Here is a 15,316-nt window from a genome sequence, read left to right on the forward strand (position 1 = left end):
TTCTTAGCTTAGAACGGAATTTCTTCACCTGCGCCTGTACCGGAACCTGCACCAAAATCATCAAAATTGGATGCACCACCGTCAAAGGCATCAAATGATTGCGTATCTAAGGCTTGTCCCACGAAATTAGCAACTACTTCTGTTACATATCGTTTTGTACCATCTTGTGCTTCGTAAGAACGAGTCGCAATACGACCTTCTACAAAACAACGGCTGCCTTTACGCAAGTTTCCCGCAGCTTCTCCTAATTTTCCCCAAGCTACACAATTTACAAACGCTGTTTGTTCCTTAGTCTCGCCATTTTGATCCACATATGTATTGGATGCAGCTACTGTGAAAGTAGCAACAGCACGACCAGTTTTTGTGTAACGCACCTCAGGGTCACGAGCTAAATTCCCTAAAAGTTGTACAGAATTCATATCCTCAACCTCCTTAGGCTATTATTCTTCGTGTTTTACAATCAGGTGTCTAAGAACGTTATCGTCGATTTTAAGTACGCGGTCGATTTCTTTGATTTCGCCAGGAGCTGCTTCAAAGTTAATCAATACGTATACGCCATCAGTATGTTTATTTACTGCATACGCTAAACGGCGTTTACCCCAAACGTCAACTTTCTCAACTGTACCGCCAACACGAGCAATTAAAGCCTCAATTTTATCAAAAGTAGCTTTGTTTGTCTCTTCATCAGCTGGTTTCACAATCACCATGACTTCGTATTTGTTCATACAAAATCACCTCCTCTTTCGGACTAACGCCCCTATCTTACATAGGGGTAGGAAGATGCTTACCATCAATAAGCCTTATTATTGTACAACATTCTAGTCTGAATTGCAAGAAAAATATGAAAATAGACATAGTCCCCAAGGAACCATGTCTATTTCATTAACACACTAATTATGTATATTATGCTTCTGCTTGTTTTGCTAGTTTAGCGTAACTTTCAGCTTCTACTTCTTCTTGTGTTCTAAAATCTTGTGGTAATGTAGATAATCGAATCCAACTACGAATTGCCTCTACTAATACAACAAGAATCATAATAAACATAGCTACAGAGAAGGCCACTAAAATCCATTTACCAGCTGGAATATAGTTGAAGAATACGTTTTCAATATCAGCAGCGACTGCTACAATCGCCATAAGAATAGTTGGAACACCTGTTACCCAAGCATACCGTTTTTTCCCTAAACGCATGATGATTGTTGTACTTACTGCCAATGTCATTGTACCTAATAATTGGTTAGATACACCGAATAATGGCCAAATTGTACCAATGTTACCTTGTAATACTAGGTATCCCCACATGATACAAATCAATGCAGCACAACCATATACACCAGGAGCCCAATGTTGATCATTGAATTTAGGCCAGTATAAGCCAAGTAATTCTTGTAATAAGTAACGACCTACACGAGTACCTGCATCAATCAATGTCATGATGAACAAGGCTTCAAACATAATACAGAAGTGATACCAATAGCCCAATAAATGATCCATATTAGGTAGGCGAGAGAAGATATGTGCCATACCTACTGCTAAGGATACAGCGCCACCAGGACGATGCATCAAGTCTTCCCCTACTAGAGCAGATAACGCTGGTAATTCATGCACTTGAAGTCCCAAGGCTTTAAAAGATTCTGCCGTAGAGTTAATTGCAAAATAATCATCTGGATGAAGTGCAGTAGCTGCAATCATTGCCATCATAGAAATGAAAGATTCTGTTAACATACCACCATAACCGATAGGTAATACTTCTCTTTCATTAGTCAACATTTTAGGTGTTGTACCTGTTGCGATAACCGTATGGAACCCAGATAAAGCACCACAAGCAATGGTAATGAATATATATGGGAATACAGAACCTTTCAATACAGGACCACCGCCCCAAATATATTCTGTCACTGCTGGCATTTGGATTTCAGGCATAACAATAAGAATACCTAGTGCTAAGGCTCCTATAGTACCAATTTTTAAATAGGTAGATAGGTAATCACGAGGAGCTAATAACAACCAAACTGGTAATGCTGCTGCGAAGAAGCCATAGACAGCTAACATAATTTCAATTGTTTTCAAATCATAAATAAACCAAGATGCATATTCACTAGCCGCTACATTGGGACCATAGATAATAGCTGCAAAAATAAGACCAACCCCAATGATTGTTGCTTCTTGAATTTTTCCCGGACGCAACCATTGTAGATAAATACCAATAAAAATTGCAATAGGAATTGTTGCAAACACTGAGAAAAATGCCCAAGCAGAGCCGTGAAGCGCATTGGCTACTACTACTGCCATACCTGCTAATGTAATAACAAGCAAGAATAACGTCGCTAGCATAGCACCTAAGCCTGCAATTTTGCTAATCTCTTCACGTGTAATATCCGCAATGGATTTACCATCATAACGAATAGACGCAAATAGAATAACCATATCATGGACTGCACCAGCAAATACGGAGCCGATAAGAATCCACAGAGTACCTGGCAAGTACCCAAATTGTGCTGCAATTACTGGTCCCACTAAAGGACCTGCCCCAGCAATTGCTGCAAAATGATGACCAAATGTGACCCATTTATTCGTAGGCACATAATCGTGTCCATCATTGTGAACCATAGCCGGCGTCATTCGATACTTGTCTAAAGTTAACACCTTCGCCGCTATGAATGCCCCATAAAAACGATATCCTAACATTAAGATACACGCTGAGGCAATAACTAAATAAATACCATTCATGACCATACATACACCCCCTAAATGTTGGATGAGTCACGCTATATATACCCATTCATTGCATGACATCACCCTATGATCTATGCAAAAAAGTAAATTGGTATTTCTGATTTAATTATAGTTACAAATATCATTCATGTCAATTTACTATTTCTCATAATGGTACTGATTTAGTCTTAAAGAAACTCCGTATTTACAATACATTCTAGGCTTATGAAGTTTCTTTATTCTCAATATAATAAGATTTCATGTCCTTTCAGAATGCACAAAACACCTTACATTGTATGCCCAGAACGGCTTTCCAAGTATGTTTTATAGTCATTTACAACGTTGATAAATGATTCACGTCCCATAGCAACATTGAGAGCATTTCTCCATCTTGCTGCCTCTGGCAATCCTTTGATATAAAAGCTAGCATGCGTTCGAATCTCACGAGTTGCTAAGTCCACACCTTTATAGTGACATAGCAACTCATAATGACGTAAGAGCATAGTAATTCGCTCTGATCCCGTTGGACTAGGGCTGTAGCTACCTGTTTCTAGGTATTCTTTAATTTGTCGAAATAGCCACGGATTCCCTTGCGCTGCACGTCCTATGAGCATAGCGTCACAACCCGTGTATTCCAGTAATGCCTTGGCACTCTCAGGAGAGTTCACATCACCATTACCTATCACTGGAATCTGCAAAGCAGACTTCACCTCTTTAATGTAATCCCAATTGGCCTTACCACTATACATCTGTTCACGAGTACGACCATGCACAGCTACTGCAGCGACTCCTACAGATTCCATGCGTTGTGCCATATCTACTACATTGATACACGTCTCATCCCAACCTAGACGCAATTTAACAGTCACTGGAATATGTACTGCTTTCACAGCTGCCTCCGCCACCTTCATGGCTAACTCTGGAGTCTTCATTAACGCAGAGCCATCTCCAGAGGATACTACCTTTTTCACAGGGCAGCCCATATTAATATCTACTATAGGCGCTCCCGCTGCCTCTACTACTTTTGCTCCAATGGCTATGGCTTCTGGATCTGACCCAAAAATTTGCATAGAAACAGGCTGTTCTACCGCTTCCATATAGAGCAATTCTTTTGTATGTTCATTATTGTATTTAATCCCCATGGCACTCACCATTTCCGTACACACGAAAGAGGCTCCCATTTCTTTTGCTAATAAGCGATAGGACACATCGCTAAATCCAGCCATGGGCGCTAACCCAATACGGCCAGGAATTATGACATGTCCTATGTGCCAGGATGTATTATTGATTTCTTTCATAAATAAGTCGTAATCCTTCTAATGTCATCATTGGATCAATGTGGTCAATCACATCAGTTTCAGCACTAATGAGAGGCGCTAAGCCTCCAGTAGCCACCACTTTTGTATCCTCTGGCATTTCTCGTTTCATACGAGCCACAATGCCTTCCACTTGTCCAACATATCCAAATAATACGCCTGCCTGCATAGCACCAACTGTGTTGCGACCAATGACAGGACCAGGATTTTTAATTTCAATTCTTGGTAACTTAGCAGTGCGACCAAACAGGGCTTCTGCAGAGATGCCAATACCAGGAGATATAGCCCCACCTAAGTATATACCACCGTCTAATACAGCAGAATACGTCGTAGCAGTACCAAAGTCAATGATAATTAAGTTTCTACCATACTTTTCATAAGCAGCTACCGCATCTACAATTAAATCGGCTCCCAGTTCACGAGGGTTTTCGTATTTAATAGAAATACCTGTTTTAATACCAGGACCTACAAATAATGGTTTTTTATGAAAATAGCGCAAACACACGCGCTCTAACGTAGGGTTTAAAGGAGGTACTACAGAAGAAATAATAACAGCTTCCACATCTTCTTTATTCACCTTTGGATCGTGAAGAAATAAATTGCTCAATAACATGCCATATTCATCAGTGGTTCTCCCACGATCTGTAGAAATGCGCCAATGAGCCATAATTTCTTTTCCCTCATATACGCCTAATACGATATTCGTATTCCCTACGTCTACAACTAATAACATCTTAATATCCTCCTCCAGTGGAGCGTATAGACACATCTCCTGCTATGATACGTTCCTCACGTCCATCCTCTAATTGAACGATCAGATTTCCATCTCTATCTAAATCTTTAGCATACCCTATATAATCTTTATCTGGCGCTTTTACCAGTACTTCTTTATATAAAGTTACACTATACTCTTTCCATTCTTCCAAAGTAGAGTCAAAGCCTTCTTGACACACCTTTTCATACTGATCCTCTAAGGCTTTTAAAATTACAGCGAAGGCCTCTTTGCGATCTATCTCTATCCCAGCTATAGCAAAAGACATGACTTTATCTTTCAGATCCTCGCTAACTTCTTCTATCGTCGTATGCGTATTGATACCAATCCCTAAGACAATATAGTTAATCTCTTCCATAGTGCCATTCATTTCTGTTAGAATACCCACCATTTTACGAGACCCTACCAATATATCATTCGGCCATTTGATGCCCGCCTCTGAAAGCCCCAAGGTACGGAATGCTTTCACTAAGGCAACTCCTGCCATTAAGGTACATTTTGACGCTTCCATAGGTAAGAACTTGGGTCTTAGAATTAAACTAAACCAAAGCCCTTTTCCATAGGGAGAATACCAACCTCTAGATAAGCGACCACGACCGGAAGATTGTTCTTCTGCACATACCACTGTACCTTCTGGAACTCCATCCATAGCCAAGGCCTTTGCGATACTATTTGTGGAATCTAACCGTTCTTCATATACATAATAACGGCCAAAGGATTTTGTTTGTAATACCCCTTCCATCTCTTCAGGACTAATCAGATTCGGCTCTTCTAGCAACCGATACCCTTTTTTTGTAAAAGATTCTATCACATAGCCTCGTTTACGTAGTACTTCTATATGCTTCCAAATCGCTGTACGTGACACCTGGCAAGCCTCTGACATCGCTTGTCCAGATACAAATTGATCTCTGTTTTCTTTTAAAAAGTCTAGTATTTCATCTCTCACGGCTTGTCGCCTCCTTACCTTTATCGAGGTTTACAATACGATTGTACAGAGGTCCTACATAAAAAGCAAGTCTTTTCTAAGTAATTCCTCATCCATAGCTATGCCAATTTGGTACACCTACAAAAAGGGATCTCATAATACACCTTGATTAAATCTAATATGCACAAAAGGTACCTTCCCCTAGGGGAAGATACCTTCCTATTAGCATCTTAGATTATTCTTTTGATACATCAATTTTATCTGGCATCACGATACCTGCCACTTCTAGAGGAGTTTTCTTACTATTCTCTTCCTCTTCTGCTTTTGCTTGTACTTCTTCTGGACTTAGTAAAGTACCATAGCGATACAAGTTTTCCACTTGCTTAGCATCAATTGTTTCTTCTTCTAATAAAGCTTTCGCCATATTATGTAAGAAATCAATATTTTCTGTTAACAAGTTCATTACATCACCGTATGCTTCTGCTACAATGCGATGCATTTCATTGTCAATTTTTTCAGCTACTGCTTCACCATAATTACGTTCAGAGCCTAAGCTTTTACCTAAGAAGACTTGTTCTTGATGTTCACCAAATACCAATGGTCCTAGCTCATCACTCATACCCAAACGAGTAATCATTTCGCGAGCAATGTTCGTCACCATTTGTAAGTCTCCAGAAGCACCACTACTGATTTCTTTCAGTACAATCGCCTCTGCACAACGTCCACCCAAAGCCACGCGAATCTGTGCTAGCAATTGGGAACGTGTCATATAGTTTTTCTCTTCTTGTGGAAGCATCATAGTGTAACCACCTGCGCTACCACGAGGAATGATTGTTACCTTATGAACTGGATCTGCATTGGGCCATAAATGAGCTACAATGGCATGTCCAGATTCATGGTAGGCTGTCAATTCACGCTCTTTTTCACTTACCACATGACTTCTGCGCTCAGGACCATAGCTTACTTTCTCACTAGCCTCTTCTAAGTCATGCATGGAAATGGATTTGCGATCTTGACGAGCTGCTAACAACGCTGCTTCATTTAATAAATTGCTCAAATCAGCACCAGTAAAACCAGGTACTTTTTTCGCAATCGTTTTTAAATCCACATCTGGATCCAACGGTTTATTACGAGCATGAACTTGTAAAATTGCCTCACGACCACGAAGATCTGGACGACCCACTGTCACTTGGCGGTCAAAACGACCTGGACGTAATAAAGCTGGGTCTAAAATATCTGGGCGATTTGTAGCCGCAATGGTAATAATACCTTCATTGGCACCGAAACCATCCATTTCTACCAACAATTGGTTCAAGGTTTGCTCGCGTTCATCATGACCGCCACCAAGACCTGCACCACGTTGACGACCTACTGCATCAATTTCATCGATGAAAATAATGCATGGTGCATTTTTCTTAGCTTGACTGAATAAGTCCCGCACACGAGAAGCACCCACACCAACGAACATTTCTACAAAGTCAGATCCACTAATGGTAAAGAATGGAACTCCTGCTTCCCCTGCTACAGCACGTGCTAACAAGGTTTTACCTGTGCCTGGAGGGCCAAACAATAAGACCCCTTTAGGAATTTTAGCGCCGATCGCATTAAATTTACCAGGATTACGTAAGAATTCAACGACTTCTTCCAATTCTTGCTTAGCTTCATCTGCACCAGCCACATCTTTAAAGGTCACATTAACTTTACCTTCTCCCTGCATTTTAGCACGAGATTTGCCAAAGTTCATGACGCGACCAGATCCACCTTGTGTAGACTGCATCATAAAGAACCAGAATCCAATAATCAATACAATTGGTAAGGCAGATGTTAATAAGCTAACCCACCAAGCTGGTTGCTCAGGTGGTTGCGCCGTTACATCAACACCACCTTCAGACAGTTTTGCAAAAATACCTGCATCACTTGGTGCATAGGTAGCAAATTCTGTACCAGATTTTAATTTACCTGTAATAGAATGATCCCCTGTAATTGTGACACTCTCTACATTTTTTCGTTGCACCTCTTGTAGGAACGATGTATATGTAATTTCTGATTTATTTTTTGTACCTTCAGAAAAAGAGTTAATCGCTGCCACTGCTGCGACAATTATCAACAAATAGAGGAGTACGTTTTTTAAGCCTCGCTTCAAATTTTTCTCCTTTCTCATCTATAATCTAAATTGATACTTATTTATCATATCAAATTTTGTCGAATATATCAACGATTATTGATAGACTTCTTCTTTTAAAATGCCAATATACGGCAATTGACGATATTTTTCATCGTAATCTAAACCATAACCAATGACAAACTCATCTGGGATGACAAAGCCTTCATAGTCTACATAAACATCTACTTTACGACGATCTGGTTTATTCAACAAGGAACAAAGACGAACACTAGCCGCTTTGCGGGATTGCAAGTTTTCTAGTAAATAGGACAAGGTTGTACCAGTATCCACAATATCTTCTACTACAATCACATGTTTCCCTTCTACAGGACGATCTAAATCCTTTAAAATACGAACTACGCCACTACTTACAGTACTACTACCGTAACTAGAGCAGGAAATAAAATCCATTTTTACATCGCCTTCAATATGACGTGCTAAATCTGTAAAGAATACAATGGCCCCTTTTAATACACCTACAAGGACAATTTCTTTACCTTTATAATCTTCTGTAATTTGACGACCTAATTCCGCCACTCGTTTTTGAATTTGTTCTTCCGAAAGCAATAATTCTTTCACTTCTGGTATCATAGTAACTCCTTATTAGTTAGCTCTATTTCTTTTCTATGTCACTACATAGAACAACCTTAATTGTATCATATGACGTCAAAACTTGCACCTGACGGAAACGAAATTCTTTTCCCTTTGGACCTTTGACTAAAGAACATAAACCATCTATAACTGCCTGATTCAATTGTTCTGGTTTCACATAAAGGCTTAATACTCGTTTCCATAGTCGGCTCACTAAGGCATCATGCTCACCCATCAGCCCTCGTTTATCCAACACTATGCCAGTTTCATCATGACTGACATAGTCCGATTCTAACCGTGTCACCTCTTGCTCAAAATAGGAGGTATCACATTGCGCCAATGCACCTAATCGATACAAGGCATTTACTGTTTGTGGATACCTTTTCGTACAGGTAGGTATCAGGACTTGTCGAATCCAATTCCTATCATAGGTCGTATCTTGGTTAGACGCATCTTCTCCATGAAAACACTGCAACCACTTAGCATAGTCTTGTAATACCTGTTTAGATAAAGATATACAAGGTCTCCACAGATTTCCTGTGATAGTTTTCATTCCTTGTAAACCCTCTAGTCCAGTTCCACGTAACAAGTGAGCTAAGATTGTTTCCCCTTGGTCATCTAAATGATGGGCCGTCACAATATATTCATATCCCTTATCTTCTGCAATATCTTGTAGATGAGTATACCTCAATTGACGTCCCATCATCTCAAAGGATATACCTTCCTCTTTGGCCTTATCACCAACATGTTCATGCACTGTATAGCAGGGCATACCAAATTGTAAGGCATACCATTCTACTAACTCCACTTCTTCTAAAGCCTCTACTCTAAGTCCATGGTCCATAGTAAATACGCCTACATTCGTGAATCCCTCTATATAAAAATAATGTAATAAGGCTATAGAATCTACCCCACCAGAACAGGCTAACAATAGAGGCGTATCTTTTGTTATTGAGTCCCCCATCGCTGCAGTCACTGCCTGCCGAAACCGCAATACAGTAGCCCACATATCTCCATATAAGGCTTTCTCTCGACTACGATTCATAGGGATAGTAGATTGATACATACGGTGTCGATACGTATGATACTGATCAATACAATTTTCTCCATAGTATCTATTCAACACGGTGCGACTGTTATCTACTTGCTCAGCCAATTCTTCCATCGTCAGCAAGGGCACAACCATCTCCACATATTTGCGTGTTTCATTGGCCTTTTCCACTTCTATACTGGTGTGCAAATCTCCTTGACTTTCATAGGCATCTAACAAACTAGTCACCAAAGGCGCCCAAGAATAATAGGATTTATTTTGCACCATATTGCGCTTGCCACCCTTCTAATCCATCAGCTTCACTGACCACAATCGACCCAATTTGATAGATATCCATAAGAGATGTAATGATCTCGGCCCCTGGCACAATAATATCTACACGCCCTGGTTGCAAACCTTTTACTTCCAACCGTTCTTCACGACTCATATACCGAAGCTGTAATATCATAGCTTCAATAGCACCGCGGTCCATACGATGCCCCTGTATTCGTCTAGGATCGTAACGTTCCATTTGCAAATCTATCGCCGCCAAGGATGTTGCGGTGCCACCAATACCAATAAACTCGCCAAAGGTCCCTTCAATGGGTAATTCATCCCACATGCGCACAGTTTCTTCCCATACACGTTGGGGTCCCTCCCTAGATATATCTTGCATACGCACAGCACCAGCAGGATAGGATTTTGTAAAGTACACATGGTTCGCATCACCCAAGGCAATTTCCGTACTTCCTCCCCCTACATCAATAGTAGCATAGTGAAAGTCTGGATTTTCATAAACCGTGGCCCCTATAAATCCATAGGTAGCCTCTTCTTCACCACTTAGTACACGGTACTCCATAGGACACACTTGCTTGGCTTTCTCTAAGAAGTCCTTGCCATTTCCTGATTCTCGAATGGCACTCGTAGCAAGACCAATGCAGATAGTAGCCCCATAGTCAGTGAGTACCTCTTCTATTTCTTTGAGAGCCTGAACACCACGCTCCATAGCTTCCTCTGTTAATAGTCCATTACTATGACGTTTACCTAATTGTGTGGTCCATAATTGCTTAGGTTCATTCTGCCACTGCGAACCATCATAGGTCCCCAACAATACCCGAAACGAATTAGAACCTAAGTCCACAATTCCAATCCGACTACCTTGTTCTACTATACATTGTTCCATTTCTATCGCTCAACTTTCTATCCTTAGTTATTTATAATCATATCTATAGTCTATCCATGGTACACACAAAAAAAGTGATACTCTTGTATCACTTTCCCTTATCGAACATAGGGAACTTCCCCTGGCTTCACTAAGCCCAGTTCTTCCCGTGCTACACCTTCGATATGTTTATCATCTTCTAATAACTTCTTTTGTTCTGATAAATTTTCATTTTCTTTCTTTAATTCTTGCAACTGCTGTTCAAGTTGATGTTTTTCTTGATGTAAACTATAGATTGTATATACTTGCTGCACTACTACTATGGCAAACAAGATAAACAAGGCTAAGCGAACTTTGTCTAATTTTCTATTTACTTTTCTCTTTGCCGATCCTTTCGGTTTTCCATTTACATTTGCCATACCTATCACTCCTGTATTGTATCTATAATTGTATTATAGCATATGTAGGCATTTCCGTGTACACTTCCTATAAAAGAGTGCAACTACTACGATGTCTCCATGATATACAATAAAAAGCGACCCCACTAGGGGGTCGCTTTTTATATGTGAATGTAAGGATTAACTATTCACCTTTGTAGTTCAATACTTTTTGAGTTACAGGTGTTGCATGTTTTTCGAAGTATTGAAGAGCTACTTCTGGGAACATTGCGTATGTTAATACGTCTTCTTCTGTTACGCCAGTGAAGCCTTTAGCTTCAAGATCAGCACGCATTTTTTCCATTTCTGGAGCTACGTCATCAGCTGGACGATGAGTGATAGGAGTTTCGTCGCCAATGATTAATTCTTTGATTTCTGGTTTTACAGCTGCTGGAAGTTGACCGTATTTACCACGAACTAGGTCTTTTACTTCAGCTGGTGTAGTGTTGTAACGAGGCAATCCTTGGGATTGGAACAACACGTTCATCATAGCCATTGTACCAACGATTTGAGATGTTGGAGTTACCAATGGAGGGAAACCAAGATCTTCACGAACGCGAGGCATTTCATCCATTACGTCGAAGAATTTGTCAGCCATACCCATTTCTTTCAATTGATTTTGAGTATTGGACAACATACCACCAGGAATTTGGTAATGACGAACTTCTGGCAATACTTCATGAGCTGGAGTCAAGCCGAATTCATCAGCGATTTCTTTACGAACGCCACGGAAGTATGTAGCTAATTCACGCATTTTAGCAAGATCTAAACCAGTATCGTATGGAGTGTTTTTGAAGATTTCAACGATAGATTCAGTAGCAGGTTGGCTAGTTGCATGGCCGAATGGGCTCAATGCAGTGTCGATGATATCAACGCCAGCTTCTACTGCTTTTAAGTATGTAGCAGATGCTAAACCGCAAGTGAAATGGCTGTGTAAGTCGATATCAAATTTTTCGCCAAATTCTTTGCGTAAGTCTTTTACTAGGGATTCTGCATCGTATGGAGCTAATAAGCCGGACATATCTTTGATGCAAAGGGAATCAATACCCATTTCTTTCAATTCTTTAGCTACTTTTACGAAGCTTTCGTTAGTGTGTACAGGGCTGATTGTATAAACCATAGTACCTTGTACATGAACGCCTGCTTTGTTACCAGCTTCGATAGCAGCACGCATGTTGCGAGGATCGTTCAATGCGTCGAAAATACGGATGCGGTCCATACCATTTTCTTTTGCTTTGCGAACGAATGCTTCTACTACATCATCAGCATAATGTTTGTAACCCAATAAGTTTTGGCCACGAAGTAACATTTGCAATGGTGTGTTTTTTAAGTTTGCTTTTAATGTACGAAGACGTTCCCATGGGTTTTCATCCAAGAAACGGATACAGCTATCGAATGTTGCACCACCCCAGCATTCCAAAGCATCATAACCAATTTCATCCAATTGTTGTAATGCTGGAAGCATATGGCTCATACGCATACGTGTAGCCAAGATAGATTGATGACCATCACGAAGAACTGTTTCTACTAATCTTACTCTTTTTGCACTCATAATCCTTCTCCTTCACATTGACCCTTTTCTATCAAGACTCTACCACCTGATAGAGAGGGAATTATTAAATACATGAGTAACAGTTATCTCATGTATAATGTACATAACTATATTAGACTACTAAACGCCATCTTTGTCAACCTAAATACATGCTTTTTAATCATATGAATTTTATCGATGTAGTTACATGTATAGCCACTATTTTAGAGGAATTTCACCACTTTTGTTTCGATATTCATTGTCAACTGATGTATATCTATTTCACTTTTTTAGGCGCTGTTTCTAACACAATATGTTGACCATTTCGTTTTACCTGAATAGAAAAGTCTTTTACATCCTCTTTAAAATAATCCATTTTTATCGCTAGCAACAACTTGCCAATTTCTGTTTTTATCCGCTCTGTTAAAAACTCTTGATAAAAATCATCTTCCGTTTTATGTGACTTTACTTTGGCCCCTAGTTTGTTACCTGTACTGGCATTATCTTTCAATATAGCAGTCTCAAAGGTTTCTGTTTCCACAAACCCTTTCATCATGTCCGCATCACTTAATCCTTTTTGGATTTTAAATTTCGCCATTTTTTAGTTCCTTCTTTCCATATGTCCCACAATTTTGTTTCTATTATGACTAATTGTTATAGCTTTTTATGAAAGACAGTGAATTTTATTACTGAAAGTTACATGTATCGTATAACTCTTTATTGCTTTTTCTCAGAAGAACCGCTATCTTTAGCAGACTCTTTATCCTTTAAAATAGAATCTACAGTAATTTCTGATAATTCTGTTGGGTTATCATAGGTATAAACTTTATTAAACCCTACCCCTAGTTTACCTTCATAGGCCTCTAAGGCACGATTTTTATCATCAACTTTAACAATATAGATCATTTGTCCTTGGGTAACACCAATTAAACGGAATTTCCCTGGAGGGTTGATGGCACGCCAGCCACCTTCTGTACCATTGAACATAAATACATCTCCAGTACGTACATTATCATAGAAGAATCGATCTTCATTGTAGAACATGCCGATACGCCCAATATCAGAAGCTTGCATATAGACACGACGCGTATCATAGTTTGCATCTGTGCGATATACACGATATGCACCGTCTCCGACACGGACCTTCATATAGACTACATTCGTTGCCGCAGAGTATGCCACATCTGTAATACGCGATCCATTAGGAACAGAATTAATAGTTGTATCAATTTCATGTTCTGGTGCTTCTGGGTCAATACGAGCTAACATCACATCATTATGACGGCCGCCAAATAAACCAACAATGGCTAAATTACGATCTGACATCCATTCAAAATAAGATACTTCCCGTTCTTTTAAATCCAATGTAACAGGTGCTTCTTTACCAGCCGTGTATATATCCACACGATTTTGTTCCACTACAGCCATATATTTATGGTCATGAGAGTAATAGCGAGTTCCCTCTTTCACATCTGGAAAGTTTTTATCTACTTCCTCGCCATTGATCACCTGAAAATTTGTAGTAGGCGCTAAGTATACTTGGTCTAAATACAGGTAGACACCACCTTGCAAAACTAAGCCTAGCAAAAAGGCTGTTGTTACTTTTCCAAAGGTATTCATAGACTCTCCTATTTCACGATAAATACAGTAGGAATCATGCGTTCACCTAACAAATCTGCAGGCTTGTTCACAGTTTTACCATTATAGAACAACGTGGTGCTAGAACCACCATCCAAATTAGCTGCAATCACAGCCCCTTCTTGGTATAAAATATCTTGCACATCACGCAAAGTAGCTCCAGCAGAGTAGGCTTGACGTCCATCAATGACTAAGAATAGGACCGTCCCATCTTTCTTTTGAGCAATGGCTGTTCTAGGCCCAATGCCCCAGCCACCATCACCATCAGTAATCATCTTCTTACCATTTACGATAAGCGGTGGCCCGAAAGTTAAACCTTCTTTGGCTCCCATCTCTTTCAATTCACGCTTGTTGTAAGTACCCGCAATTAAGTTACCAGATTTCGTAAAACCAATGAAATCTACCTCTTCATCAGGTCCTACATCTTTACCTAATACATACTCTCCATCATGCAAGATAAATCCATACGGAGAACGCCCTGTTCCTGTCCCATTAGGGTCATGAAATCCACCCCCATTAATAGCCGCTACTGCCCCATTTAAACGAGCAATATTACTAGTAGTCTCGCCTTTTTCATTAAGATGAGGTGCTGTAGCTACCTGAACTCTTCGTGGATCTGGAATTTCTAGTAAATATCCCGTATACCGATTAGACTCAATTTTACGCAAATTCAATGTAGTATCTTCTTTTACATCAAACTTAAATAATTCTTGATTTTCACCAGTCCCAACTGTACCCACAATTTTTTGTATTTCTTCAGGCGTATAGAGCCACGTAATATAATGTGGATGTCGAGACCGTAAAATAGCGCCTACTACGGTGCGTTTAATGTTATCAAAAGGGCCAAACAACACCACGATAGGTGATGTAATAGCTGTAAATATAAACATGAGAAGGATAAATTTTACCCATCCTTTTCTAAAAAAAGAACCCATATAATATGCTCCTTTATCTATTCCTATCCTATACTGCAGATATACTGTTGTCGCAATACCAACAGGCCTAAGTAAATACAATAGGCTATGTGTAATGTCT

The 15,316-nt window shown here is 39.8% G+C and carries 15 protein-coding genes; all 15 read right to left on the bottom strand.

What is annotated here, in order from left to right:
• Positions 1-8: 8 nt before the first annotated feature.
• The 15 genes from EO112_RS02615 to EO112_RS02685 all read right to left on the bottom strand — a co-directional run bounded on the left by EO112_RS02615 (position 9) and on the right by EO112_RS02685 (position 15,216).
• On the bottom strand, positions 9-419 hold the full coding sequence (locus tag EO112_RS02615) for a single-stranded DNA-binding protein (protein WP_127062033.1): 411 nt from the start codon (positions 417-419) through the stop codon (positions 9-11).
• A gap of 21 nt (positions 420-440) precedes the next feature.
• Positions 441-725 carry a 30S ribosomal protein S6 gene (gene rpsF, locus EO112_RS02620; protein WP_009353064.1) on the bottom strand — a complete coding sequence of 95 codons (285 nt, stop codon included), beginning with the start codon at positions 723-725 and terminating at the stop codon, positions 441-443.
• A 178-nt stretch (positions 726-903) separates the two neighbouring features.
• A complete protein-coding gene (locus EO112_RS02625) occupies positions 904-2,736 on the bottom strand; it encodes a carbon starvation protein A (protein ID WP_127162785.1) in 1,833 nt (610 codons plus the stop codon).
• A gap of 266 nt (positions 2,737-3,002) precedes the next feature.
• Positions 3,003-4,013, bottom strand: coding sequence for a tRNA dihydrouridine synthase DusB (gene dusB / locus EO112_RS02630; protein ID WP_062401379.1), 1,011 nt, complete (start codon positions 4,011-4,013; stop codon positions 3,003-3,005).
• Positions 3,997-4,764 carry a type III pantothenate kinase gene (locus EO112_RS02635; protein ID WP_127162787.1) on the bottom strand — a complete coding sequence of 256 codons (768 nt, stop codon included), beginning with the start codon at positions 4,762-4,764 and terminating at the stop codon, positions 3,997-3,999. Before EO112_RS02635 ends, dusB begins: the two co-directional genes overlap by 17 nt.
• Before the next feature lies 1 nt (position 4,765).
• Positions 4,766-5,749 carry a biotin--[acetyl-CoA-carboxylase] ligase gene (locus EO112_RS02640; protein WP_062401377.1) on the bottom strand — a complete coding sequence of 328 codons (984 nt, stop codon included), beginning with the start codon at positions 5,747-5,749 and terminating at the stop codon, positions 4,766-4,768.
• 214 nt (positions 5,750-5,963) lie between these two features.
• On the bottom strand, positions 5,964-7,871 hold the full coding sequence (gene ftsH / locus EO112_RS02645; RefSeq protein ID WP_126940725.1) for an ATP-dependent zinc metalloprotease FtsH: 1,908 nt from the start codon (positions 7,869-7,871) through the stop codon (positions 5,964-5,966).
• Between the two features lie 75 nt (positions 7,872-7,946).
• On the bottom strand, positions 7,947-8,483 hold the full coding sequence (hpt, locus tag EO112_RS02650; protein WP_009353069.1) for a hypoxanthine phosphoribosyltransferase: 537 nt from the start codon (positions 8,481-8,483) through the stop codon (positions 7,947-7,949).
• A gap of 22 nt (positions 8,484-8,505) precedes the next feature.
• Positions 8,506-9,801: a tRNA lysidine(34) synthetase TilS gene (gene tilS / locus EO112_RS02655; RefSeq protein WP_127162789.1), complete on the bottom strand. Its 1,296-nt coding sequence runs from the start codon at positions 9,799-9,801 to the stop codon at positions 8,506-8,508.
• Complete coding sequence (locus tag EO112_RS02660; protein ID WP_127162791.1) at positions 9,788-10,696, bottom strand: phosphatase; 909 nt, start codon at positions 10,694-10,696, stop codon at positions 9,788-9,790. The genes tilS and EO112_RS02660 overlap by 14 nt, the downstream gene beginning before the upstream one ends.
• A 98-nt stretch (positions 10,697-10,794) precedes the next feature.
• Positions 10,795-11,094 (bottom strand): septum formation initiator family protein, encoded by a 300-nt coding sequence (locus EO112_RS02665; protein WP_009353118.1) that lies wholly within the window; start codon positions 11,092-11,094, stop codon positions 10,795-10,797.
• A 163-nt stretch (positions 11,095-11,257) separates the two neighbouring features.
• Positions 11,258-12,664, bottom strand: a complete 1,407-nt coding sequence (locus tag EO112_RS02670) for a pyruvate carboxylase subunit B (RefSeq protein ID WP_009353080.1) — start codon at positions 12,662-12,664, stop codon at positions 11,258-11,260.
• A 256-nt stretch (positions 12,665-12,920) separates the two neighbouring features.
• Positions 12,921-13,241 carry a hypothetical protein gene (locus EO112_RS02675; RefSeq protein ID WP_009353121.1) on the bottom strand — a complete coding sequence of 107 codons (321 nt, stop codon included), beginning with the start codon at positions 13,239-13,241 and terminating at the stop codon, positions 12,921-12,923.
• A 119-nt stretch (positions 13,242-13,360) separates the two neighbouring features.
• On the bottom strand, positions 13,361-14,263 hold the full coding sequence (locus EO112_RS02680) for a hypothetical protein (RefSeq protein WP_127162793.1): 903 nt from the start codon (positions 14,261-14,263) through the stop codon (positions 13,361-13,363).
• Positions 14,264-14,271: 8 nt separating this feature from the next.
• Positions 14,272-15,216: a phosphodiester glycosidase family protein gene (locus EO112_RS02685; RefSeq protein ID WP_127162796.1), complete on the bottom strand. Its 945-nt coding sequence runs from the start codon at positions 15,214-15,216 to the stop codon at positions 14,272-14,274.
• Positions 15,217-15,316 lie beyond the last annotated feature (100 nt).

Source organism: Veillonella sp. VA141 (genome assembly GCF_003992175.1).
In the GTDB taxonomy this organism is placed as follows: domain Bacteria; phylum Bacillota; class Negativicutes; order Veillonellales; family Veillonellaceae; genus F0422.

Bases quoted from the DNA above. Each gene is read 5' to 3' on its own strand.
- rpsF (WP_009353064.1), bottom strand. From the start codon at position 725: ATGAACAAATACGAAGTCATGGTGATTGTGAAACCAGCTGATGAAGAG.
- EO112_RS02635 (WP_127162787.1), bottom strand. From the start codon at position 4,764: ATGTTATTAGTTGTAGACGTAGGGAATACGAATATCGTATTAGGCGTA.
- EO112_RS02680 (WP_127162793.1), bottom strand. From the start codon at position 14,263: ATGAATACCTTTGGAAAAGTAACAACAGCCTTTTTGCTAGGCTTAGTT.
- EO112_RS02615 (WP_127062033.1), bottom strand. From the start codon at position 419: ATGAATTCTGTACAACTTTTAGGGAATTTAGCTCGTGACCCTGAGGTG.
- EO112_RS02675 (WP_009353121.1), bottom strand. From the start codon at position 13,241: ATGGCGAAATTTAAAATCCAAAAAGGATTAAGTGATGCGGACATGATG.
- dusB (WP_062401379.1), bottom strand. From the start codon at position 4,013: ATGAAAGAAATCAATAATACATCCTGGCACATAGGACATGTCATAATT.
- EO112_RS02625 (WP_127162785.1), bottom strand. From the start codon at position 2,736: ATGGTCATGAATGGTATTTATTTAGTTATTGCCTCAGCGTGTATCTTA.
- hpt (WP_009353069.1), bottom strand. From the start codon at position 8,483: ATGATACCAGAAGTGAAAGAATTATTGCTTTCGGAAGAACAAATTCAA.
- EO112_RS02660 (WP_127162791.1), bottom strand. From the start codon at position 10,696: ATGGAACAATGTATAGTAGAACAAGGTAGTCGGATTGGAATTGTGGAC.
- EO112_RS02685 (WP_127162796.1), bottom strand. From the start codon at position 15,216: ATGGGTTCTTTTTTTAGAAAAGGATGGGTAAAATTTATCCTTCTCATG.
- tilS (WP_127162789.1), bottom strand. From the start codon at position 9,801: ATGGTGCAAAATAAATCCTATTATTCTTGGGCGCCTTTGGTGACTAGT.
- EO112_RS02665 (WP_009353118.1), bottom strand. From the start codon at position 11,094: ATGGCAAATGTAAATGGAAAACCGAAAGGATCGGCAAAGAGAAAAGTA.
- EO112_RS02670 (WP_009353080.1), bottom strand. From the start codon at position 12,664: ATGAGTGCAAAAAGAGTAAGATTAGTAGAAACAGTTCTTCGTGATGGT.